Annotated in this window: 26 protein-coding genes and 2 pseudogenes; 11 read left to right on the top strand and 17 right to left on the bottom strand. The window is 62.3% G+C overall.

Features of this window, described 5'->3' with window-relative positions; translation table 11 throughout:
• Positions 1–9 precede the first annotated feature (9 nt).
• From LQK84_RS09535 to LQK84_RS09515, 5 genes are all read left to right on the top strand, one after another.
• Positions 10–1293 carry an SDR family oxidoreductase gene (locus tag LQK84_RS09535; RefSeq protein ID WP_230828465.1) on the top strand — a complete coding sequence of 428 codons (1284 nt, stop codon included), beginning with the start codon at positions 10–12 and terminating at the stop codon, positions 1291–1293.
• Positions 1293–1781: a DUF2269 family protein gene (locus LQK84_RS09530; RefSeq protein WP_230828464.1), complete on the top strand. Its 489-nt coding sequence runs from the start codon at positions 1293–1295 to the stop codon at positions 1779–1781. The genes LQK84_RS09535 and LQK84_RS09530 overlap by 1 nt, the downstream gene beginning before the upstream one ends.
• A gap of 109 nt (positions 1782–1890) precedes the next feature.
• The gene (locus tag LQK84_RS09525) at positions 1891–2262 is read left to right on the top strand and encodes a COG4315 family predicted lipoprotein (RefSeq protein ID WP_230828463.1); all 372 of its coding nucleotides are present in this window, start codon (positions 1891–1893) and stop codon (positions 2260–2262) included.
• A complete protein-coding gene (locus tag LQK84_RS09520; RefSeq protein WP_230828462.1) occupies positions 2246–2800 on the top strand; it encodes an RNA polymerase sigma factor in 555 nt (184 codons plus the stop codon). The genes LQK84_RS09525 and LQK84_RS09520 overlap by 17 nt, the downstream gene beginning before the upstream one ends.
• Positions 2797–3567, top strand: a complete 771-nt coding sequence (locus LQK84_RS09515) for an anti-sigma factor family protein (protein ID WP_230828461.1) — start codon at positions 2797–2799, stop codon at positions 3565–3567. Before LQK84_RS09520 ends, LQK84_RS09515 begins: the two co-directional genes overlap by 4 nt.
• Before the next feature lie 3 nt (positions 3568–3570).
• Here LQK84_RS09515 and LQK84_RS09510 read toward each other — a convergent pair whose 3' ends face one another.
• The 3 genes from LQK84_RS09510 to LQK84_RS09500 all read right to left on the bottom strand — a co-directional run bounded on the left by LQK84_RS09510 (position 3571) and on the right by LQK84_RS09500 (position 4885).
• A complete protein-coding gene (locus LQK84_RS09510) occupies positions 3571–4170 on the bottom strand; it encodes a LysE family translocator (protein ID WP_230828460.1) in 600 nt (199 codons plus the stop codon).
• Between the two features lie 102 nt (positions 4171–4272).
• On the bottom strand, positions 4273–4626 hold the full coding sequence (locus tag LQK84_RS09505) for a type II toxin-antitoxin system PemK/MazF family toxin (RefSeq protein ID WP_269071935.1): 354 nt from the start codon (positions 4624–4626) through the stop codon (positions 4273–4275).
• Entirely contained in the window at positions 4619–4885 is a 267-nt protein-coding gene (locus LQK84_RS09500) for an AbrB/MazE/SpoVT family DNA-binding domain-containing protein (protein ID WP_230828458.1), read from the bottom strand. Before LQK84_RS09500 ends, LQK84_RS09505 begins: the two co-directional genes overlap by 8 nt.
• A 130-nt stretch (positions 4886–5015) precedes the next feature.
• Here LQK84_RS09500 and LQK84_RS09495 point away from each other — a divergent pair, with 130 nt between their 5' ends.
• Positions 5016–5489 carry a VOC family protein gene (locus LQK84_RS09495; RefSeq protein WP_230828457.1) on the top strand — a complete coding sequence of 158 codons (474 nt, stop codon included), beginning with the start codon at positions 5016–5018 and terminating at the stop codon, positions 5487–5489.
• 66 nt (positions 5490–5555) lie between these two features.
• Here LQK84_RS09495 and LQK84_RS09490 read toward each other — a convergent pair whose 3' ends face one another.
• A complete protein-coding gene (locus tag LQK84_RS09490; protein WP_230828633.1) occupies positions 5556–6095 on the bottom strand; it encodes an NUDIX hydrolase in 540 nt (179 codons plus the stop codon).
• 136 nt (positions 6096–6231) lie between these two features.
• Here LQK84_RS09490 and LQK84_RS09485 point away from each other — a divergent pair, with 136 nt between their 5' ends.
• Entirely contained in the window at positions 6232–6876 is a 645-nt protein-coding gene (locus LQK84_RS09485) for a DUF47 domain-containing protein (RefSeq protein WP_230828456.1), read from the top strand.
• Positions 6876–7880, top strand: a complete 1005-nt coding sequence (locus LQK84_RS09480; protein ID WP_230828455.1) for an inorganic phosphate transporter — start codon at positions 6876–6878, stop codon at positions 7878–7880. The genes LQK84_RS09485 and LQK84_RS09480 overlap by 1 nt, the downstream gene beginning before the upstream one ends.
• A 4-nt stretch (positions 7881–7884) precedes the next feature.
• Here the strand turns inward: LQK84_RS09480 and LQK84_RS09475 are convergent, their stop codons facing one another.
• The 5 genes from LQK84_RS09475 to LQK84_RS09455 all read right to left on the bottom strand — a co-directional run bounded on the left by LQK84_RS09475 (position 7885) and on the right by LQK84_RS09455 (position 12584).
• Entirely contained in the window at positions 7885–8286 is a 402-nt protein-coding gene (locus tag LQK84_RS09475; protein ID WP_230828454.1) for a DUF1398 domain-containing protein, read from the bottom strand.
• Positions 8287–8322: 36 nt separating this feature from the next.
• Entirely contained in the window at positions 8323–8775 is a 453-nt protein-coding gene (locus tag LQK84_RS09470) for a MarR family winged helix-turn-helix transcriptional regulator (RefSeq protein ID WP_230828453.1), read from the bottom strand.
• 66 nt (positions 8776–8841) lie between these two features.
• On the bottom strand, positions 8842–10044 hold the full coding sequence (gene chrA, locus LQK84_RS09465; protein WP_230828452.1) for a chromate efflux transporter: 1203 nt from the start codon (positions 10042–10044) through the stop codon (positions 8842–8844).
• A gap of 188 nt (positions 10045–10232) precedes the next feature.
• Positions 10233–10805 (bottom strand): acetolactate synthase small subunit, encoded by a 573-nt coding sequence (gene ilvN / locus LQK84_RS09460; RefSeq protein ID WP_230828451.1) that lies wholly within the window; start codon positions 10803–10805, stop codon positions 10233–10235.
• Positions 10806–10826: 21 nt separating this feature from the next.
• Entirely contained in the window at positions 10827–12584 is a 1758-nt protein-coding gene (locus LQK84_RS09455; protein ID WP_230828632.1) for an acetolactate synthase 3 large subunit, read from the bottom strand.
• 330 nt (positions 12585–12914) lie between these two features.
• Here LQK84_RS09455 and LQK84_RS09450 point away from each other — a divergent pair, with 330 nt between their 5' ends.
• Positions 12915–14885, top strand: coding sequence for an ATP-binding protein (locus LQK84_RS09450; RefSeq protein WP_230828631.1), 1971 nt, complete (start codon positions 12915–12917; stop codon positions 14883–14885).
• A 22-nt stretch (positions 14886–14907) separates the two neighbouring features.
• On the opposite strand, the gene miaA is transcribed toward LQK84_RS09450, so the two are convergent.
• Positions 14908–15789, bottom strand: a complete 882-nt coding sequence (gene miaA / locus LQK84_RS09445; RefSeq protein WP_230828450.1) for a tRNA (adenosine(37)-N6)-dimethylallyltransferase MiaA — start codon at positions 15787–15789, stop codon at positions 14908–14910.
• Between the two features lie 11 nt (positions 15790–15800).
• Between miaA and serB the strand changes: the two genes are divergently transcribed.
• A complete protein-coding gene (gene serB, locus LQK84_RS09440; RefSeq protein WP_230828449.1) occupies positions 15801–16685 on the top strand; it encodes a phosphoserine phosphatase SerB in 885 nt (294 codons plus the stop codon).
• Positions 16682–17236 (top strand): annotated as a pseudogene (locus LQK84_RS09435) (GNAT family N-acetyltransferase). The gene serB and the pseudogene LQK84_RS09435 overlap by 4 nt, the downstream one beginning before the upstream one ends.
• Before the next feature lie 118 nt (positions 17237–17354).
• Here the strand turns inward: LQK84_RS09435 and LQK84_RS09430 are convergent.
• From LQK84_RS09430 to thyA, 7 genes and pseudogenes are all read right to left on the bottom strand, one after another.
• Positions 17355–17567 carry a hypothetical protein gene (locus LQK84_RS09430; protein WP_230828448.1) on the bottom strand — a complete coding sequence of 71 codons (213 nt, stop codon included), beginning with the start codon at positions 17565–17567 and terminating at the stop codon, positions 17355–17357.
• 25 nt (positions 17568–17592) lie between these two features.
• Positions 17593–19092 (bottom strand): Do family serine endopeptidase, encoded by a 1500-nt coding sequence (locus tag LQK84_RS09425; protein ID WP_230828630.1) that lies wholly within the window; start codon positions 19090–19092, stop codon positions 17593–17595.
• A 176-nt stretch (positions 19093–19268) separates the two neighbouring features.
• Positions 19269–19463: a DUF2065 domain-containing protein gene (locus LQK84_RS09420; protein WP_330166402.1), complete on the bottom strand. Its 195-nt coding sequence runs from the start codon at positions 19461–19463 to the stop codon at positions 19269–19271.
• Positions 19460–20410, bottom strand: coding sequence for a protease modulator HflC (gene hflC, locus LQK84_RS09415; RefSeq protein ID WP_230828447.1), 951 nt, complete (start codon positions 20408–20410; stop codon positions 19460–19462). The genes LQK84_RS09420 and hflC overlap by 4 nt, the downstream gene beginning before the upstream one ends.
• Positions 20407–21507, bottom strand: coding sequence for an FtsH protease activity modulator HflK (hflK, locus tag LQK84_RS09410; protein ID WP_230828446.1), 1101 nt, complete (start codon positions 21505–21507; stop codon positions 20407–20409). Before hflK ends, hflC begins: the two co-directional genes overlap by 4 nt.
• Before the next feature lie 142 nt (positions 21508–21649).
• Positions 21650–22165, bottom strand: coding sequence for a dihydrofolate reductase (locus LQK84_RS09405; RefSeq protein WP_230828445.1), 516 nt, complete (start codon positions 22163–22165; stop codon positions 21650–21652).
• A pseudogene (gene thyA / locus LQK84_RS09400) lies at positions 22162–22443 on the bottom strand (thymidylate synthase); the annotation flags it as partial. The gene LQK84_RS09405 and the pseudogene thyA, both read right to left, overlap by 4 nt.
• Positions 22444–22618 lie beyond the last annotated feature (175 nt).

Raw genomic sequence — 22618 nt, 5'->3', positions numbered from 1 at the left:
GGTTGCACCATGAACATCCTGATTCTGGGCGCGACCGGCTTCATCGGATCGCATATCGCTGCAAAGCTCGCCGCCGAAGGCCATACCGTGACCGGTCTCGGCCGCGATACCGCACGCCTTGCTGCGCGTATGCCGCAGATCGCCTGGGTCCGTGCCGATCTCAGCAATCTCCTCACCGCTGAAAGCTGGAAAGGCCTGCTCGAACATCAGGAAATTGTCGTCAATTGCGCCGGCGCACTCCAGGATGGTTTGAGCGACCACCTGAAGGATGTGCAGACACGCGCGCAGCTTGCGCTCCATGATGCCGCCGGGTCAGCCGGCCTCAAGCTGCTCATCCAGATTTCCGCCGACACGTCCGGCCCCGCCGGCGAGACCGAATTTCTCGCGACCAAGCGCGCCGCTGACGAGGCATTGGCGGAAAGCGGCCTGCCCCATGTCATCCTGCGCCCCGTGCTGGTCATCGGCCGCAATGCCTTCGGCGGCACGGCGCTGCTCCGCGCGCTGGCGGCAGCACCGGCGATCCTGCCCTTAGTCCACACAGCTAGTCCGGTCGCAACCGTCACCCTGGATGATGTCGCCAAGGCCGTTTCCCTATGCATCAAGGGAGAGATCGCCACGGGCTCCGACCTGACGCTTGCAGGGCAAACCGGAACGCTGGCGAGCCTCGTGCGCGACCATCGCGCCTGGCTCGGCCTGCCGCCTGCCCCGACCGTCAGCCTCCCGGCCTTTGCCGCAGCGCCCGTTTCCGGCATCGCCGACGCCCTCGGCTGGCTCGGCTGGCGCTCGCCCTTACGCTCCACCGCCATGGCCGTCATGCGCCACGGCGTCAGCGCGGATGATAAAGGTGCTGCGCCACCCTTCCCACTCGAAGCGGCCTCCACCTTCATCGCCCGCATTCCGGCAGGCGCGCAGGACCTCTGGTTCGCACGGCTCTATCTGCTGAAGCCGCTGATCCTCTTCTGCCTTTCGGCCTTCTGGCTCGCCTCGGGCCTGATCCCGCTTCTCGACCCGTCACGCGCCGCTGGCCATTTCGAGGCCTATATGGGCCAAACGGCAGCGCTGGGCCTGACCGTCGCCACCTGCCTCATCGACACCGTGCTCGGCCTTGCCGTGCTGTACCGACCGCGAACGCGTCTGGCGCTCTGGGGCATGATCCTCGTCACACTCGGCTATCTGGCCGGTTCTCTCCTCCTGGAGCCCGCCCTCTGGCTCGACCCGCTCGGCCCCATGGTCAAGACCGTGCCATCGCTGGTGCTGACACTGGTGGCACTCGCCATTCTGGATGAACGCTGATGGATATCGAACTCGATTCAATCCTCCTCTTCCTGCATGTCATCGGCGCAACCGTATTGCTCGGCACCGGGGCCGGCATTGCCTTCTTCATGGTCATCGCCAACGGCACGCGCAATGCGGCACTGATCGCCCATGTCGCCTCGACCGTGGTTCTTGCCGATTTCCTCTTCACCGCCACCGCCGTCATCCTGCAGCCGATCACCGGCGTCGCGCTGGCGCTGCGCACCGGCTGGCCGCTCGGCGAAGGCTGGATCTTCTGTTCGCTGCTGCTTTATGGCCTCGCCGGGCTCTTCTGGCTGCCGGTCGTCCGCATCCAGATGCAGCTGCGGGATCTCGCCCGCAAAGCGGCAGCGGAAAACGCGCCCCTGCCCGCCCTTTATCACAGGCTCTATCGCATCTGGTTTGCCTGCGGCTTTCCCGCCTTTGCAGCCGTTCTCGCCATCATCTGGCTCATGCTGACCAAGCCCGATCTCGGCCGGCTTTTCTGACCGCCGATTTTTTTGCAGGAGGCGGGAATAAAACCCGCCCGCCGATTGTCTCACTCCCGTCCGCAGCCACGAGACCCCGCTGCGAAGACCTGAACCCTGGGAGATCATCATGAAAACGAGACTTATCCTGACGCTGCTCTTTGCCGCCGGCGCCTCCATCGCCTATGCTCAGCCGACCACCACCGTGAAGACGGACAAGGGCAATGTGCTGGCGGGTGAGAACGGCATGACGCTTTACACCTTCAAGAACGACAAGAAGGGCGTTTCCAACTGCTACGAAGCCTGCGCGCAGAACTGGCCGCCCTATATCGCAGCCGCAGGCGCGAAGGCGGAAGGCGCCTTTTCTCTCGTTGACCGCAAGGATGGCGCCAAGCAATGGGCCAAGGACGGCATGCCGCTCTATTTCTGGGTGAAGGACCAGAAGAAGGGCGACACGACGGGCGATGGTTTCAAGGGTATCTGGGATGTCGCAAAGCCCTGATCGGCAGAATAACGGGGGTTCCGGCGATGCCGGTCCCCCAAGCTTCGAGCGCGGCATGCTTGACCTCATGCCGTCGCTTCGCCGCTATGCGCGCTCGCTCACCCGCTCGGATGCCGATGGCGAAGACCTGTTGCAGGACAGTCTCGAGCGGGCGCTGGTCAAACGCGGCCAATGGTCAGGCAGCAGCCTCAAGGCCTGGGCCTTCTCCATCATGACCAATCTCTACCGCAATGACACGGTCCGCACCGCGCGCCGCCGGACGGCCCCGCTGGACGAGGCCCACGACGTGCCGTCGACCCTTTCCCCGGCCGGCGATCCGCTGGAACGGCGCAGGCTCACTGCGGCCATCGACAGTCTCGCCCCGGATTTCCGCGCCGTGCTGATGCTGGTGGTCATCGAAAGCATGAGCTATCGCGAGGTCGCCACGCTGTTGCAGATTCCCGAAGGCACCGTGATGTCGCGCCTTGCCCGCGCCCGTGCGCAGATCGCGCGCTATCTCGAAGCCGATAATGTCATACCGCTCAGGAGAAGCGAATGAGCGATGCTCTGAACCCCGTGACCGAAAATGACCTCCACGCCTATGCCGACGGCCAAATGGCAGCCGACGAACAGGCGCGCATCGAGGTCTGGCTGGCCGCAAACCCGGAAGACGCCGCCCGCGTCGCCGCATGGCGGAGCCAGAACAACGCGATCCGGGACATGTTCGCCCCCTATGCCACGACGCGGCCCGGTGACGCCGCGCGCGTTGCCGCGCCTCAACCGAAGCGCCTCCTAGACCGCCTGCCGATGCGCGCCGCCGCGGCAATCGCCCTCTTCGCACTCGGCACCGCGACCGGCCTCGCGCTCCCGTCCCTGCTCGGCAGCCCGGCCACCGCCACGCCGATCTTCGAACAGGCAAGCGACGCCTACGCGATCTATGCCCGCGAAGTCCGCCACCCGGTGGAAGTCTGGGCGGGTGAGAAGGATCACCTCGTCGCCTGGCTCGGCAAGCGGCTCGGCGAAAAGATCGTGGCGCCGGACCTTGCCTCGGCCGGCTACACGCTGGTCGGCGGACGTCTCGTCCCGGTCGACGGCGTTGCCGGCGCGCTGCTGATGTATGAGGACCAGAGCGGCAAGCGCCTGACGCTGCTTCTCGGCCGGACTCAGAAGAAGACCGAAACCGCCTTCCAGTTCGCCTCCAGCGGCGCAGTAGAAACGCTCTACTGGATGGACAACGGGCTCGCCTATGCCGTCAGCGGCGAGGTCAGCCGCGAGGCGCTGCGGACAATAGCGGACCAGTGCTACCGGCAGCTCCAGCCCGCCTGATGCTCACTTCAGCATCGGCCAGAGGCTGAGCACCAGAAGCACTGCCATGGTGATGTTGAACACCCTGAGACGGCGCGGATCGGCAAGCCAGCCTTTCAGCCCCGTGCCGAAGCCCGCCCAGGCGGCCGTGCAGAAGATACCGACCGCCATGAAGGCGAAGACAATGAGAAATGAATCGCGAATGTATGCGTCAGGCGTCTGATAGGCCGCGACCGCCCCGCCGGCCATGACCCAGGCCTTGGGATTGACCGCCTGAAACAGCGCCGCCTGCATCAGCGTCAACGGCCGCGCCTCTTCGTCGCCCTTGGTTTCCGCAAGGCTGCGCGTCGTCGCAATATGCCAGGCAATCCACAACAGATACCCGCCACCCAGAACCTTCAGCACGAGATAAAGCCGCGGCTCCGCCGAAAACAGCGCCCCAAGCCCCAGCCCCACCGCCAGGATCAGCAGCGCAAAACCCACCTCGATGCCGAAAATATGCGGGATCGTCCGCCGAAACCCGAAATTCACGCCCGATGTCAGCAACATCATATTGTTCGGCCCCGGCGTGATCGAGGACGAGAAAGCAAAGACGAGCAATGCAAGAAAAGCCTGGTAAGACATAACCCCTCCGAATTTATGTCAGTAATGCTGACCTAAATTGCACCGGGTGACAATGTCTTCATTGTGATGGTGACAAGATTGGGTGCATCAAGGCGAAGGAGATCAGGCGTCTTCCCCAAAACCGATCAATTGCGCGACATAACGGCGAACCAGCCAAAGCAGTTCCTTGTCCGCCCGCTCAATCACGCGGAGCACCCGCTCGCGCTCGTCGATGGCGCGCACCTGATCGGTCAGGATCATGCCCTTGGTCTTCAGACTGTCTGGCAGGGCAATCTTCGTCGGCCAGTGCGCATTGTTTCTCGTGATAGGACAAACGATCACACGCTTGGATCTGCCGTGCATCAGATCGGAGGAAATGATGATCGCCGGGCGAATGCCGGCCTGCTCTGTGCCCAACGCGGGATCGAATTCCACGAGGACAATGTCCCCCGCATTCAACGACAAGCGCTCAGTCATGATCGTAGAAGCGCTCGGAGCCGACATCAGGACCCCAGTCGACTGTATCCGGCTCGTTTTCGAAGCCAAGCCGCTCCATCTCTTCCACCATTTCCCGAAGCGTCGGCACACGCCGCGTCTCCGGTACTAGCGAAATCACCCCGTCCCGCTTTTCAAGCCGGACCACGCTGCCGTTCTTCAGGCCAAGATCCTCCATCATCGCCTTGGGAAGACGAATGGCGGAACTGTTGCCCCATTTGGAAATGACGACCTTCGGCATGGCTCGCTCCTGTCGGATATACATATGGATATCACGAACGCCGGCGAAAAGGAACGCCACCCCTTCCCTAGGCGATGGACAGACCTCTCAATTATGTTTATATCAACATAAAATCCGGAGGAGAGAAACCATGGCCACCGTCACCCAGCATCTCTGGTTCGAAAAAGGCATGCGCGAGGCGCTGGCGACCTATGTGGATCTCATTCCCGGATCCCGCATTGACTGGATCACGCCCATCCCCGGCGACACGCCGTCAGGTCCCGCCGGCAGCGTGCAGATGGCGGGCTTCCAGCTTGGCGACCAGCGCTATATGGCCATCGAAGCCGGCCCGCTCGACAGTTTCAACCATGCCTTTTCCATCATCGTCTCCTGCGACGACCAGGCCCAGATCGACCATCTTTGGGAAAAGCTTGGAGAAGGCGGGGCCTATGAGCGCTGCGGCTGGCTTCGCGATCGCTGGGGTCTCTCCTGGCAGATCATCGCCAGGCGGCTCGGCGAGTTGATGATGTCGCCAGACCCCGCTGCTGCCCAGCGTGTCACCCAGGCCATGCTCAAGATGGACAAGATCGACATTGCCGGGCTGGAGCGCGCAGCGGCCGGCTGACCGATAGCGGAGAGTTGAGGGCTAGCCCGACTACCGAAAGACAACAAGAGCGGCGCCCCGCAAGACTCAGGCCGCTCCCTGCCCGGCCACGCGCGGACGGAAATCGATGAGCAGCGATTTCAGCTCGATCTCGCGCACGCGCCGCGCCGCCTCCACCGGGCTCACCCAGGCAATGACGCGCTGGCCGAGTTCCTTGAAGCGGTCATGGATCGTCTCCACCTCGATCTGGAAAACATCTACGATGCAGGGCACGACCGCGCCGCCGTCGATCTCCTTGAGATAGGTATAGCGCCCGATCGCCCGCTCCAGCACCTTGCCGCGCACGCCCGCCTCCTCGAAGGCCTCGATGGCGGCGGATTCGGCCAGCGTCTTTTTCTTCACCGGCCAGCCCTTAGGGATGATCCAGCTGCGGCTGCCGCGCGAGGTGACGACCAGCACCTCGATCTCCGCCCCGCCATCCTTGTAGCGAAAACAGAGTGCGGCAGTCTGCTGCCGGAAGGCGCCGCTGAACAGCGTCTCCGGGCGCTTTGCCAGTTGCTGCAACAGTGATTGCGCTGTTCCCGCGGGTTTCGCCTGTGGCTTTCCAGCTTTTTTCTTAGATTTCATCAGAACCGAGATTGTCAAAATTTGCTTTTTGGAGCAATTGCCTGCGGGAATATATGACAGTTTTGTGACAGTGATCACAAATGCATGTCCACAACAAGATGTTCACATCAAGACGCTCACAGGAAGGGCCGCGACCATGATGGGTTTGTTCCGCAAGCTGATGCCGAGGGAAGACAAGTTCTTCGACATGTTCGTCCGCAATTCGAAGACGGTTGTCGGCGCGGCCGAGGCGCTTGAACGGCTACTCAAGGGCGAGGATGTCGAGGGCAATTGCGCCCGCATCGTCGCATTGGAAAACGACGCCGACGACATCACCCGCGAAGTGCTGCTCGCCGTGCGCCGCAGCTTCATCACCCCCTTCGATCGTGGCGACATCAAGGATCTCATCCAGTCCATGGATGATGCCGTCGACATGATGCACAAGACGGTGAAGACCATCCGCCTCTTCGAACAGACGAGCTTCGATCCGCTGATGCAGGAAATGGGTCAGGGCATCGTCAAGGCCGCGCATCTCCTGGCCGAGGCCGTTCCGCTTCTCGACAAGATGGGCGCCAACGCCCACCGCCTCTCGGCGATTGCCGAGGAAGTGACCCGCGTCGAAGGCCGCTCGGATGAACTGCACGAACAGGGCCTGAAGGACCTCTATCGCCGCCACGGCGCCAGCGGCAATGCCATGGCCTACATGGTCGGCAGCGAGCTTTACGGCAATCTCGAAAAGATCTTCGACCGCTTCGAAGACGTTGCCAATGAGATCAGCGGCATCCTGATCGAGAATGTCTGATGGACGCCTCGCTCGCCCTCCTGCCGCTCGTCGCCCTCATTGCCGTGGCGCTGTTCTTCGACTTCCTCAACGGCCTGCATGACGCGGCAAACTCGATTGCCACGATCGTATCCACCCGCGTCCTGCGCCCGCAATATGCGGTCGCCTGGGCGGCCTTCTTCAATTTCATCGCCTTCCTGTTCTTCGGCCTGCATGTCGCCAACACGCTCGGCACCGGCATCATCGACCCCGGCATCGTCACGCCGCAGCTGATCTTTGCGGCCCTCATGGGCGCCATCGTCTGGAACATCGTCACCTGGGTCTTCGGCATCCCGTCGAGCTCGTCGCATGCACTGGTCGGCGGCCTTGTCGGCGCAGGCTGGGCCAAGGCGGGCTTTCATTCCGTCGTCTGGGGCGGGCTCAACAAGACGATTGCCGCCATTTTCCTGTCGCCGGCCATCGGCTTCCTGCTGGCGCTGGTCCTCATCCTCATCGTCTCATGGATCTTCGTCCGCCAGACGCCGTTCGCGGTGGACAAGACGTTCCGCTTCATGCAGTTCGTCTCCGCCTCGCTCTACTCGCTCGGCCATGGCGGCAATGACGCGCAAAAGACGATGGGCATCATCGCCATTCTGCTCTACAGCCAGGGCCATCTGGGCTCGACCTTCTATGTGCCGCTCTGGGTGGTGCTGACCTGCCAGTCGGCCATGGCGCTCGGCACGCTGTTCGGCGGCTGGCGCATCGTGCACACGATGGGCTCGAAGATCACCCGGCTGAACCCGATGCAGGGCTTCTGCGCCGAAACCGGCGGCGCGCTGACCCTATTCGGCGCCACCTGGCTCGGCATCCCCGTTTCGACCACCCACACCATCACCGGCGCCATCGTCGGCGTCGGCGCGGCCCGCCGCGTCTCTGCCGTGCGCTGGGGCCTGGCCGGCAATATCGTCATCGCCTGGATCGTCACCATGCCCGCCGCCGGCGTGATTGCGGCGGTGAGCTATTGGGTTGCGGGGTTGGTGGGGTAATCGCTTAACTCGGAAAATGCTCCACATGCGTCTCCGCAGTGCGTCCGAAATAGACGACACGGCGACCTGAGAAGGAGACGAGATAGCCGGCGCAGCCGGCTTTCTTGGCGCCTTCCGAAAAGCCGGCATAGGTGTAGTCGGCAGCACCCGATTGCGCCCAGCGCACCATGCGCTCGACGCCCTCCGCATCGAAGACGGCCTCGACCGTGCCCGGCGAAGCCGGCATCGGCAGGGTCACATGCTCGCCGGAAGGCAGATAATAGGTCTGGCTGTCGGCACGATAATCGACCGTATAGCCCTCGAAGCCAGCGCCGATCAGGCGGCCGACGATTTCGGGGAAGCTCAATGTGCCGTCATGGGCGGCGTGTAGGCATGTTTCGGCAACGGCAATATGGTCCGCGTCCATGGCGGGTCTCCTGTTCTGGTGTGATGTGGGTTCGGCTCAGTCGATCGGTATCGAGGAGAGCCCTCGCCGCTCGGCCAAGGCCTTCAGCAGCCGGTCGAGTTGGGCATGTTCCTCAGCCGAGAGAACCGCGAAGGCCTCGGCGTCATTGGCATCGGCATGCGCAGCAAGCTGCGGCACCTTGGCCCTGCCCTCCGCCGACAGTGCCAGATGATGCGCGCGGCGATCCTTTTCGTCCTCGGCCCGGGTGACGAGACCCTTCTCGATCAGCCGCTCGGCAAGCTTGCTGATCGCACCCTTGGTCATGCCCATCTTCTCCGCCAGCAGCGTCGGCGAAAGCGATGGCTCATCGTAAAGCGCCCGCAGGAACACCCATTCGGCCACCGTCACGCCCTCGCCCGCCACCCGACGCGCAAAGTCCTGCGACACGGCATTGGAAATCATGCGCATCCAGTAGCCCGTATGGGCGGTCAGATCGGAAATGTCGGACATGGAAACCTCATTGATTGACTAAGAAACTATCTGGATTTGGTTTCCCAGTCAACAAGAAGCGACAGTTCAGATCAGGCCGATCCCCAGCACCGCCAGAGGCAGGGCGATCACCACCACCCAGGGCGGCAGTTTCCACATGGTGAGCCCGAGAAACCCGGCAAGCGCGAAGGCGAAATCGGCGGGCGACAGCACGGCGCTCGTCCAGACCGGATTGTAGAGCGCCGCCCCCAGAATGCCGACCACGGCCGCGTTTGCACCGCGCATCGCGGCCTGCGCATCCTGCCGCTTCCGCAGGATTTCCCAGAAGGGCAGCACGCCTGTCACCAGCAGGAGACCAGGCAGAAAGATCGCGACCAGCGCCACGGCGGCACTCGAAAGATCGCCCGTCGCCTGCCCGATGGCCGCGCCCAGATAGGCGGCGAAGGTAAAGAGCGGTCCGGGCACGGCCTGCGCCGCACCATAGCCCGCCAGAAACACATCGTTCGAAAGCCAGCCCTTGTCGACAATCTCCGCCTTCAGAAGCGGCAACACGACATGCCCGCCGCCAAAGACCAGTGCGCCGGAACGATAGAAGGCATCGAAGAGAACGACATTCCCCGAGCCACTCATCGAAGCCCAGAGCGGCAGCAGGATCAGCAGCGCGAAAAACGCCACCAGACAGCCCATACCGAACTGTCGCGAAATCGGCACCGTGAGATGCCCGACCTGCCCCGCGCCTGCCTGCTGGCAGAGAATGAGCCCTGCCACGGCGCCAACGGCAATCGCCGCCACCTGCCCGACGGCACTCGCCATGAAGGTGACGATCAGCACCGCAACAAGCGCGATCCCCGCCCGCGTCCTATCCGGCGTCAGGCTTTTGGCCATGCCATAAACCGCCTGCGCGACAACCGCGACAGCGACCAGCTTCAGCCCATGCAGAATGCCCGCCTCCACCGGTCCACCAAAGGACGCGGCCCCATAGGCAAAGAGGATGAGAAGCAGCGCCGAAGGCAACGTGAAGGCCGTCCAGGCCGCGAGCGCCCCAAGCGGCCCTCCCCGCAACAGGCCGAGACAGAACCCGACCTGGCTGGACGCCGGCCCGGGCAGAAACTGGCAGAGCGCCACGATCTCCCCATAGCGCGCCTCATCGATCCAGCGTCGACGTAAAACCAGTTCGTCCCGGAAATAACCGAGATGCGCGATCGGCCCGCCGAAGGAGGTGAGCCCGAGTTTGAGAAAGGTGGTGAAGACCTCGCCGGCGCGGGCGGAAGCGCTATCACGGACTGTCATGTTCACCCTTTACCCTAAGGCCATGATGCTCGGCCATCCCCATCAGTGTCGTGCCCGAGGCTTTATCGAGCATATACGACAAGCACGTGTCTTTGGACACCGACGACAGATGAGACCATAGCCCCAAACAAATAATCCCCGGACAAGCCGGGGATCAAAGTAAACATCTGAAAGGCGTTTCCGCGCTGTCACATGCCCTGCGGGCCGCGGTTGAGCGCCGCAATGCCCGTCCGGCAGACCTCGATCAGGCCCATCGGCTTCATGATGGAGATGAACTGGTCGATCTTCGACGGCTTGCCGGTGATTTCGAAGATGAAATGGCCGACGGTGGCGTCGATCACCTTGGCGCGGAAGGCTTCTGCCAGACGCAGCGCCTCGACGCGCGCCTCGCCGGAACCCGCAACCTTGATCAGCGCCAGTTCGCGTTCGACCGGACGATCCGAGCCGAGTTCCAGCGCGCGAACCGTGAGGTCCACGACGCGGTGAACCGGCACGATGCGCTCCAGCTGCGCCTTGATCTGCTCCAGAACATGCGGCGTGCCGCGCGTCACGATGGTGATGCGCGACAGGTGTGCCTCATGCTCCGTCTCGGAAACCGTCAGGCTTTCGATATTGTAGCCACGGCCCGAGAAGAGGCCGATGACGCGGGCAAGCACGCCCGGCTCGTTGGTGACGAGTACCGAAAGCGTGTGGTTTTCAACGGCCTGCGTTTCCTTGTCGATGAAATAGGCGGAGCCGGTCGGTTGTAGGTGTGCGTTCATGATCCTTGTCCTTCCTATTCGTCAGACGAGCTGGCGGCCCTTGGCGTCGATGGCGTTGGCAACGGCTTCGTCGGTGGCCTCGTCGGGGAGCAGCATTTCGTTATGCGCCTTGCCGGACGGGATCATCGGGAAGCAGTTGGCGAGGTTTGCCACGCGGCAATCGAACAGAACCGGCTTCTTCACGTCGATCATTTCCTGGATCGCGTCGTCGAGATCGCCCGGCTTTTCGCAGCGGATGCCATGCGCGCCGAAGGCCTGCGCCATCAGCACGAAATCGGGCATCGCTTCCGTGTACGAGTTCGACAGACGGTTGCCATGCAACAGCTGCTGCCACTGGCGGACCATGCCCATATACTGGTTGTTCAGGATGAAGATCTTGATCGGCGCGTTATACTGAACCGCCGAAGACATTTCCTGCATGGTCATCTGCACCGACGCGTCGCCCGCAATGTCGATGACGAGGCTTTCCGGATGCGCGATCTGCGCGCCGAGTGCTGCCGGCAGGCCGTAGCCCATCGTGCCGAGGCCGCCCGAGGTCATCCAGCGGTTGGGCTTTTCAAAGCCGTAGAACTGCGCCGCCCACATCTGGTGCTGACCGACTTCGGTCGTGATGTAGGTGTCGAGATGCTTCGTCTTCTCATAGAGCCGCTGGATCGCATATTGCGGCATGATGACATCGTCATTCGGCCGATAGGCGAGCGAATTGCGGGCGCGCCAGCGGGTAATGTCGTCCCACCAGTCCTTGAGATGCGACTTGTCGGCCTTGTTGGCGGTGGCGCGCCACAAGCGAACCATGTCTTCCAGAACCCGGCCGACATCGCCGATGATCGGAACATCGACGCGAACCGTCTTGTTGACCGAGGACGGGTCGATATCGATATGGATCTTCTTCGAATTCGGCGAGAAGGCATTCAGACGGCCGGTGATACGGTCGTCGAAACGCGCGCCGATGCAGACCATGACGTCGCAATCATGCATCGCCATGTTCGCTTCGTAGGTGCCGTGCATGCCGAGCATGCCGAGCCAGTTCTTGCCCGAAGCCGGATAGGAACCCAGCCCCATCAGCGTCGAGGTGATCGGGAAGCCGGTGAGCTCGACCAGTTCGCGCAGGAGCTGCGAGGCTTCCGGCCCGGAATTGACGACACCGCCGCCCGAATAGATGATCGGACGACGCGCATTTGCCATCAGCTCGACAGCCGCGCGGATGCGATCGAGATCGCCCTGCATCTTCGGCTTGTAATTGCCCTTCGGCTGGGTAGCGGACGGCGGCGTATAGGTGCCGGTGGCGAACTGAACATCCTTCGGGATATCGACGACAACCGGGCCGGGACGGCCGGTCGTTGCAATGCGGAAGGCCTCATGGATGGTGGCGGCCAGATCGTTGACGTCCTTGACCAGCCAGTTGTGCTTGGTGCAGGGCCGCGTGATGCCGACCGTATCGCATTCCTGGAAGGCATCCGAACCGATCAGCGTGGTCGGAACCTGGCCGGACAGGCAGACGAGTGGGATGCTGTCCATCAAAGCGTCCTGCAGCGGCGTGACCGCATTGGTGGCACCCGGACCGGAAGTGACCAGCATGACACCGGGCTTGCCGGTTGCGCGTGCATAGCCCTCGGCTGCATGGCCGGCGCCCTGCTCGTGACGCACGAGAATGTGCTGGATGTCCTCCTGCTGGAAGATCTCGTCATAGATCGGCAGCACGGCGCCGCCGGGATAGCCGAAGATGTGCTCGACGCCATTGTCCTTCAGCGCACGGAGAACGATCTCCGCCCCGGTCATCTTCCCGTCGTTCTGAGTGTCCTTACCCGTCATCGTCCTTGTTCCGTTTTGCTTGGTTTTGCGGGGTGTCTAGCGTGTTTTAGGGCATAAAAAAAGGCCCCTTGGAGGAGCCTGTGTTTAGCGCATGGGTGGCTATCGCCGGATGGTTACACCATCCTGCCCATGCGCCGTCCCACCACGATAAGAGAAATCATGTTTGTCATGGAACGGAGTGTTAACGGCAAAGATGCAGGGCGTCAACGCCCCGCAACGGGAAAAAACTACGCCAAACGGGAAACCTCGCATTAAGACTGATGCCTTAAACTCGCGGTTCGAGCGAAAGTTGGAATGATGATGGATAAAGGTTCGGCGACGTCCGCCGCAGAACGCAGAGATGCAGACGCTCCAGGCGACCGTCTGCTTGGGCATGTCGTGGCCTGCAGCGGCGCGCGCGCGACCATTGCCGCCATCATCGAAAGCGGCACCACGGACCTGACCGAACGCTGGTCGGTCGGTCGCCTCATATCCATCAGCGTCGGCAAGAACCGCGTCGTGGCGCTGGTCGATTCCATGCAGACCGACAACAAGTCCTGGTTTCCGGGCATCGACAACGTCTTTCGTGTCGAAGTCGAACTGATGGGCGAAGTGGCCGTCGATGACGAAGGCGGCGAGAGCTTCTCCACCGGGATCAGCACCTATCCGCATCTCGGCGCGATCGCCCACCGCATCCGCAAGGCCGACCTGAAGCTCATCTACAAAAACCGCAACGGCGAAAGCTGCGTCATCGGCAAGCTCTCGCAGGACAACAGCATCGACGCCTCGGTGCATGTCCCCTCCATGCTCTCCAAGCATTTCGCCATCGTCGGGTCGACGGGCGTCGGCAAATCCTCGGCCGTGTCGCTGCTGCTGCGCGCCGCCGTGCAGTCGGACCCCAAGCTTCGCATCCTGATCCTTGACCCGCATAACGAATTCGCGGCCGCCTTCTCCGACCTTTCGATCGTAATCGATCCCGAACGGCTCGACCTGCCCTTCTGGCTGATGCGGCTGGAAGAGTTCACCGAGGTGATCTTCCGCGGCCGGCCGGGCATTCCGGAAGAAGTCGATGCGCTGCGCGATCTCATCCCCGAGGCCAAGAAGGCGTTTCGCGGCGAATCGAGCCTCATGCGCCGCCAGTCGGACCGCTCCTCGATCACCGCCGACACCCCGGTCCCCTATCGCATCTCCGATCTCCTGGCGCTGATCGACGAGCGCATCGGCAAGCTCGAGGGCCGCTCCGAAAAGCCGCATCTCCGATCGCTGAAGCTCAGGGTCGTCTCCGCCATCAACGATCCGCGTTATCGTTTCATGTTCTCGTCGAACACGATCAACGACACGATCATGGACACGATCCAGACCATTTTCCGCATCCCCGGCGACGGCAAGCCGATCACGGTTTTCCAGCTGTCCGGCATTCCTTCGGAAGTCGTGAACTCGGTTGCCTCCGTTCTGACGCGCATGGCGTTTGAAATCGGCCTCTGGTCGAATGGCGCGATCCACATGCTGGTTGTCTGCGAGGAAGCCCATCGCTACGTCCCGTCCGACCCCAGTCTCGGCTTCTTCCCGACCCGCCAGTCGATCGCGCGCATTGCGAAGGAAGGCCGTAAATACGGCGTTGCACTCGGCATCGTGACGCAGCGTCCGGGCGATCTCGACCAGACCATCCTGTCGCAGTGCTCGACCGTCTTCACCATGCGGCTGACCAACGAGAACGACCAGCACATCATCCGTTCGGCCATTCCCGAAACCTCGATGTCGGCCACGAACTTCATTTCGTCGCTCGGCAACGGCGAGGCCATCGCCTTCGGCGAAGCGGTCGGCGTGCCGATGCGCATGAAATTCGACCGGCTGCCGGCCATCCACCTGCCCAAGACGACGTCTTCGGAAGTGGCCGAGGTCGAGGATGCGGGCGACAACATCAACCTGCGCGGCATCATCGCGCAGATGCGGCAGATTTCGAGCACCCCCGACATCTCGGCCTTCCAGGAGAGTTTCGAGGAAAACAACCGCCGCCAGGTGGAACAGTTGCCGTCGATCGATGACGGAAGCGCGCTTGAGCCCTATAGCGCCGACATGCTCCCGGGCCGCGAGCCCCTTTCCGCGCCGGAGCCGGCACGCTTTCCGGTGCAGACCTTGCGGGCGGACAACAGTTTCGACAGCGGCACACACGCCCGTCAGTCGGGGGAAGCCTCCGGCCTCACCACGCTTCGCCGCGACCCCAACCGTCCCTCGACGCTGCGCGAAAGCCTGCTGAAAAAGCCGCTTTCCAGCCTCTACAAGGATTGATCGCGCAAGGCCCGTTCGCGCCTCAGGGCGCGACACGCTCCCAGCTCTCGTCCATCTGGTTGCGAAACCAGGTCATCTGCCGCTTGGCATATTGCCGGGTCGCCGTACTCGCCTGCTCGATCACCTCGGCGCGGTTCATCTCGCCCTTCAGCATCGAAACAATCTGCGGCACGCCGATCGCCTTCATGGCGGGAACGTCCGCCGGTGGCGAGAGCGAAAGCAGTGCATCGACCTCCTCGACTGCCCCCTCCTCCATCATCGCGGCAAAGCGGCGATTGATCCGGGCGCGCAGGATATCGCGCTCGGGCAGAACAACCATCTTGCGCGCCGTCAACGGATCGATGATCGCCGGACCGGCCATCGCCTGAAAATGCGCAATCGGCTTGCCGCTTGCCATCAGCACCTCCAGCGCACGCAGGATCCGCTGCCCGTCGCCCGGCTGCAGCTGGGCAGCCCCCTGCGGGTCACGCGCCGCGAGCACCTGATGCAGCGCCTCCGGCCCCTCCTTCGCCAGCCGCGCCCGAAGCGCCAGCCGCAACTCCTCCGGCACGTCCGGCATCTCGGAAAGCCCGCCCGTCAGCGCCTTGAAATAAAGACCCGTGCCGCCAACAATTACCGGCACCTTGCCAGCCGCACGGATCGCCGCGATCTCGGCCTCCGCTGCCCTGAGCCACGCCCCGGTCGAATAGGTCGTATTGGCCGGTACATGGCCATAGAGACGGTGCTCGACGCCCGCCATTTCGGCTTCGGAAGGACGGGCGGTCACCACACGCAGCGTGTCATAGACCTGCATGCTGTCGGCATTGACGACGACGCCATCGACACGGCGCGCCCAGTCAAGCGCCAGAGCGGACTTGCCGCTGGCGGTCGGGCCGGTTATCAGGATCGCGTCGTATTCGCTCACAAGGTATCTCCATGGCTCTCGTCGCCACGCTCATCGCCAATCCGCAAAACCCTGTACTCGTCCCGGCGCTCGGTGAAAAGGCCGCAGCCGCGGTTTCCGCCGCCGGTCTCTACTGGCTCGCCGACGGGATCGCCTGCGATATCGCACTCAGAGATGGGACGGACGCCGGCGAAGCGATGGCCGCACTCGCCGCGGCCCTTGACGGTGCGCCGGTCGACATCGTGGTTCAAGAGGCCGAGACCCGACGCAAGAAGCTGCTGATCGCCGACATGGATTCCACCATGATCGGCCAGGAATGCATCGACGAACTCGCCGCCGAAGTCGGCCTCAAGGATCTCGTCGCCGCCATCACCGCCCGCGCCATGAACGGCGAGATCGAGTTCGAGCCTGCGCTGCGTGAACGCGTCGCGCTTCTCAAGGGCCTGCCCGTCACCGTTGTCGACGAAGTGATTGCCAAGCGCATCACGCTGACACCCGGCGGCAAGGAACTGATCGACACGATGACCGCCAACGGCGGCTATACCGCGCTTGTCTCCGGCGGCTTCACCGTCTTCACCGGCCGCATCGCCTCCGTTCTCGGTTTCCACGAAAACCGCGCCAATGTCCTGATCGAGGATGACGGCAAGCTCGCCGGCATCGTTGCCGAACCGATCCTCGGCAAGCAGGCCAAGGTCGATGCCCTCCTCGACATCGCCGAAACGCTCGGCATCCACACCGACGATGCCATTGCCGTCGGCGACGGCGCCAACGATCTCGGCATGCTCCAGCTCGCCGGCTCCGGCGTCGCCATCCACGCCAAACCGTCCGTCGCCGCCCAGGCCAGGATGCGCATCGATCACGGCGACCTGACCGCGCTCCTCTATATCCAGGGGTATCGGAAGAGCGATTTCAGGTGACCACGCTCGAAACCCCTCGCCTCATCTCGCGCCCGTGGACGGAGACGGACATCGAACCGTTTTTCGCGCTCTGCAGCGATCCTGAAGTCATGCACTATTTCGGCGGACCACATTCGCGGGAAAAGGTCGAGGCGACGGTGCGCAGCTGCATGGAGCTGCAAGCGCGCTTCGGCATCTGGCTGCAGCCTCTGACCCTGAGGGAAACCGGTGAATTCATCGGGATCGCCGGAATTGCCGAGGTTCTGTTCGAGGAACATTTCACGCCGGCCGTCGAAATCGGCTGGCGGCTGGCGCGCCGCCACTGAGGCAATGGCTACATCACCGAGATCGGTAAGACGCTGATCGACTATGCGTTCAAGATCCGGAAGTTCGACGAATTGGTATCTTTCGCCGTACAGGACAATGCGCGGTCAATTGCGGTGATGAAGCGGTTGGCTTTCACCCACGACCCGGCCGATGATTTCGACCACAAGCGGGTTCCGGATGATCTTCCGCATCTGAAGCGGCATGTGCTTTACAGGTTGAGAAATCCAGCCACGAAAGCCGTCTGATAAAGTTACTCGCCGGGATGGTGCCTATGCTTCGTCTTGCGGCTGTCGTAAATCACCCACCCAAAGCCCAAAACGGCGACGATCAGCGGAAAAACGTACCAGAAGAAAATATCCGGGGTCATGGCTTGAGCCTTCCGAGAATTTGCCTTGCAGCCAAATGTAAGCCAGCAGCCGCCAAAATCCAAGTGGCAACGCCGACAAGGCCGATCCACATCTCCGCACCGGGTGAATAATTGAAGGTCCGCCCCAGAACCCCGACGACCACAAACGCCGTGGAGAGCCGATCCAGCGCGTTGGCGGCAAGCTTTATCCGCTCGTTATGGACGAGCATCCTTCCCCCCTGAAACCGAAAGCCCCTATTCCAGCCTGATCGCGACGAAGCGCAAGTCGCCCTTGTTGTTGGAGACCATCACCTGCGCGTTGCGCCGGTCGGCCTGCTTGAGCGAGGTGATCTTGGCGGCCGCGTCCGCCGGGGTCGAGATGAACTCCTGGGCGATCTCGACAATGACGTCCCCGGCGACGATACCCTTTTCAGAGGCCGGCGAACCGGGCTCGACTTCCGCCACGACAACGCCCTCGACGCTCTTCTCGATGGAAAACTGCTTGCGCAGGTCGTCGTTGAGCGCCTTCAGCGACATGCCGAGAACCGGGCCATCCGGAGAAACGGCCTTGTCGCCATCATGAGGCTTTTCAGGCTTCCCGGGCTTCTGCGGCTTCACCTCATCAGACGAGCCGCCATCATCCAGCGCCTCCGGAGCGGCTTCGGTATCGTCTTCGGCATCCTTTGCCATCTGCTTGAGACGAACGGTAACCGTCGTTTCCTTGCCGTCGCGCATGACGACAACCTGCAGATCCTTGTCGATCGGGCTTTCGGCGACGATCAGCGGCAGGTCGCGGGCCTGCTTCACCGGCCGGCCGTCGAAGGAGACGATGACATCGCCCGACTTGATCGGGCCATTCTCGACCGGACCACCGGCAATCACGCTGGCAACCATGGCGCCGCGCGCCTTGTCCATGCCGAGCGTCTTGACCATGTCGTCGGTGACCGGCTGCAGGCGAACGCCGAGCCAGCCGCGCCGCGTCTCGCCATAGGTCTTCAGCTGTTCGATGACGTTCATGGCGATCTCGGAGGGGATCGAGAAGCCGATGCCGATCGAGCCGCCCGTCGGCGATATGATTGCCGTGTTCACGCCGATCACGTCGCCTTCCATGTCGAAGAGCGGACCGCCGGAATTGCCCTTGTTGATCGCGGCATCCGTCTGGATGAAGTTGTCATACGGGCCGGCATTGATGTTACGCCCGCGCGCCGAGACGATGCCCACCGTCACCGTGCCGCCGAGCCCGAACGGATTGCCGACCGCCATCACCCAGTCGCCGATCCGCATCTTGCGGGAATCGCCGAACTTGACGGCCTTCAGCGGCGCCTTCGGCTCGACCTTGAGCACGGCAAGGTCGGTCTTCGTGTCGGTGCCGATCAGCTTGGCTTCGAGCGTCGTGCCGTCGGCGAAGTTGACGTCGATCTCGTCGGCGCCCTCGATCACGTGGTTGTTGGTGACGATGTAGCCGGCGGTGTCGATGACAAAGCCGGACCCGAGCGAATTGACCTTGCGGTTCTTGCCGCCGTCCTTCTTCCGCTTGTTGAAGTAGTCGTTGAAATATTGCTCGAAGGGCGCGTCCTTCTGCACCTTCGGCGATGGCGAACCGCTATCGCTGTCGCTGCCTTCGGCATCCTGCGAAATCGAGATGTTCACGACGGCATCCAGCAGTCCCTCTGCCAGATCGGCAACGGAGGCCGGCCCGCGCTGCTGGACTGCGGCGCTCTGCGCCTGGACGGGCATGGCAGGCATGATCAGCATAGACGCGGCCGCGACAGCCGAAACAAGCAGGAACGTGGAAGACGGACGTGACACGCGGCATTTCTCCCGTTGGAGATCGCGCCCGCAAATCGCCGGCGCATGTGATGAAGCAGGTCGCTCTTGTTATCGCCACCATCCTTCCGGGTAAAGTGGCGTTTCTGTGAGCGCGCCTTCGATTAGCGCAGCAGCCAGACCAGTCCGACGCCGAGGGCCAGCGTGACGATGCCGAAAATCCGGAGGCGCTCCTCGGACACGGCGGGGATCCGCTCCGCCATGCGCTTGATAAGCCGAGGGGCCAGCGCATAGGCCAGCCCCTCGATGATCATGAAGAATGCGAAACCGATCAGGAAATCGGTAGCAAGAACGCTCACGGTTGCGCAGCCGGCGCTTGCGGAGCCTTTGCCGCATCAGCCGGAAGCCGCTCGTCCAGCTTCTTCTTTCCGCCCGCATCGTTGAAATAGCGGAAGAAATCGGACGTGGGCGAGAGCACGAGGTTCGTGTCCGGCGAAGCAAGGCTGTTCTTGTAGGCATTCATCGAACGATAGAATTCGAAGAAGGCCGGATCCTTGCCATAGGCGTCGGCGAAGATGGCACTGCGCTGGCCGTCGCCCTCGCCTCGCAGGATTTCGGATTCGCGCCGGGCATCGGCTACGATCTCGACAACCTGACGGTCGGCGATGGCTTCGCGGCGCTGCCGTTCCTGCACACCGCGGGCGCGGATCAGTTCGGCTTCCGCCAGACGCTCGGCCTTCATGCGGTCGAAGGTCTGCTGCGAGACTTCGCGCGTCAGGTCCGTGCGGCGGATGCGAACATCAAGGATCGAAAGACCCAGCGCGCTGGCGTCGTTCTTCAGGTCCGTCCGCACTTCCTGCATCATCGAACTGCGCTCCTGCGAGAGAGCAGACTCAAACCCGCGCAGACCGTAGACGCGGCGCAGAGCAGCATCGAGACGCGTGCGCAGACGCGATTCCGCCGAGGTCCGGTCACCGGACACAGCCTCGCGGAACAGCTGCGCATCGGTGATCTTGTAGACGATGAAGGCATCGACTTCGTAGAACTTGCCGCCCTTTACCTGGACACGGATGTTGTCGAGGTCGAAGCGAAGCGCCTGTTCGCTGACATATTGAACGCGGTCGGCATCAAGGAACGAGAACGGCAGCTTGAAATAGATGCCCGGGTCGGTCTTCACCGACTGGATCTTGCCGAAGCGGATGACGAGCGCCTGCTCGCGTGCGCCGACGACAAAGACGGACGAATAGGCGATCAGCGCGATGAGAGCCGCGGCGACAATACCGATGGAAAGACGATTGCTGTTCATTTCGTCTCTCCCTTTGCCGGGTTCTTGCTGATCAGCTCATTGAGCGACAGATACGGCACCGACTGGCCGGCCTGGCCGTCCATGACGATCTTCTTGCTCGCCTTCATCACGCCTTCCATGGTTTCCAGATACATGCGCTCGCGCGTCACTTCCGGAGCCTTGGCATATTCGGTGTAGATGGAGTTGAAGCGGGCTGCTTCACCTTCGGCTTCCTTCACCACGCGATCCTTGTAGGCGGCTGCCTCTTCACGGATCTGCGAGGCTTCACCGCGGGCGCGGCCGAGCTTCTGGTTGGCATACTTGTTGGCTTCCTCGACGTAGCGATCCTCGTCCTGCTCGGCGCGCTGGACTTCGTCGAAGGCATCGGCCACTTCGCGCGGCGGAGCCGCATCCTCGATGGCAACCGTGCGGATCGAAATGCCGGTCTTGTAGGAATCGAGCGTCGCCTGGATGATGTTCTTCACGTCTTCCGCAACGGCCTGACGGTTGTCGCGATAGATGTCCTGGACAGGCCGCGAGCCGACGACTTCGCGCATGGCGCTTTCAGACACCTGCTGCAGCGTATCGCGCGGGTCTTCGACGTTGAAGAGATAGGCACGCGCATCAGTCACGGCGAAGAGCACAGAGAACTGCACGTTGACGATGTTCTGATCGCCCGAGAGCATCAGGCCGGCATCGCTGTTCGAACCGGACTTGGCGCCAATATTGGCCTGCTGTTCGGTCACCTTGACCAGTTCGACGCGTTCGACCGGCCAGAAATGGAAATGCAGACCCGGCATCGAGACTTCGTTCTTCGGAACACCGAAGCGCGAAACGACGCCACGCTCGTCCGGCTGCACCGTGTAGACCGACTGGAAGAGCCAGAGCGCGCCGACAACCACGACGGCGAGAAGAGCCAGACCGCCACCGCCTGCTCCACCGGGAATCATGCGTTTCAGGCTGTCCTGACTGCGCCGTATGATTTCGTCGAGTTCAGGCGGATTGTTTCCGTTTCCGGGCCGGTTCGGTCCGGAGCCCCAGGGGCCCTTGCCGTTTCCGTTACCGCCACCGCCGCCGCCCCAAGGGCCGCCGCCGCCATTCTGATTGCTCCAGGGCATCAAGTCCTCTTGCTGTTACGGGCAAGAGACGTTTCCCCCCACCCTCGTCTTATGGTGACAGGTTATAGGTATCGAGGAAGACTGTTTCAATGCGGCCTGTCATGTTTCGCATCCCGCAGATGCAAATTGCCGCAGGAAAGGTCTACTTTCGGCGTGTATAGGTAACGAAACGGGCCGAATGGTCATCCTTTTCGCCCGACTCCATGCGTCCGACCTCCACCGCATCCCACACCGCAGGATCGATTTCGGGGAACGTTGTATCGCCCGCGATATCCGCCTCGACATGGGTGATGTGAAGAACATCCGCGACCGGCATGCCCAGCCTGTAGATCTCGCCGCCACCCGCGATGCAGATTTCGTCTGCACCCGTCTCGTCTGCAAGGTCCGACGCCGTTGAAATTGCCTCATCGAAAGAATGCACGACGTGCACACCCTCGCGGGCATAGGTCGTGTCCCGCGTGATCACCACATGCGGCCGCCCCGGCAGAAGTCGCGGGAAACTCTCGAGGTTCTTCCGCCCGATGATGAGCGGCTTGCCCATCGTCATGGCCTTGAACCGCTTCAGGTCCGTGGACATGTGCCAGGGTAGATCGTTCTCGCGGCCGATGACGCCATTGCGCGCCACGGCGGCAATCATGGAGATCAGCGGCTTTATCATACCGCGATCGGCGCCTTGATCGTTGCGTCCGCCTCATAGCCCACCAGCTCGAAATCCTCGAACTTGAACGAGAAGATGTCCTTCACGTCGGGATTGATCTTCATGAAGGGCAGCGGCTTCGGGTCGCGCTTCAGCTGCGTTTCGGCCTGTTCGAAATGGTTGTGATAGAGATGCGCGTCGCCGAATGTGTGGACGAAATCGCCGGGGCGAAGGCCCGTGACCTGCGCGACCATCATCGTCAGCAGCGCATAGGACGCGATGTTGAAGGGTTTTCCGACATCATGTGTTTTTTTCATCATTCTGTACCACGTTCCTCCTTTACCCTTACAACTTCCTAAACAAAAAGCATCCGCCGATAGGCGGATTCCGCTCCTATAGAAAGCATGAATGAGCGGTATGGATCAAAGCTAAGGCGATCATTCAGGCTTTCTAAAAATAATGTGACGGCCATCG

Origin of the sequence: Rhizobium sp. C4 (assembly GCF_021026315.1) — a bacterium.
GTDB lineage: Bacteria > Pseudomonadota > Alphaproteobacteria > Rhizobiales > Rhizobiaceae > Ensifer_A.
The sequence above is the reverse complement of the archived record's forward strand: the minus strand, read 5'-3'. Positions and strand labels throughout refer to the sequence as shown.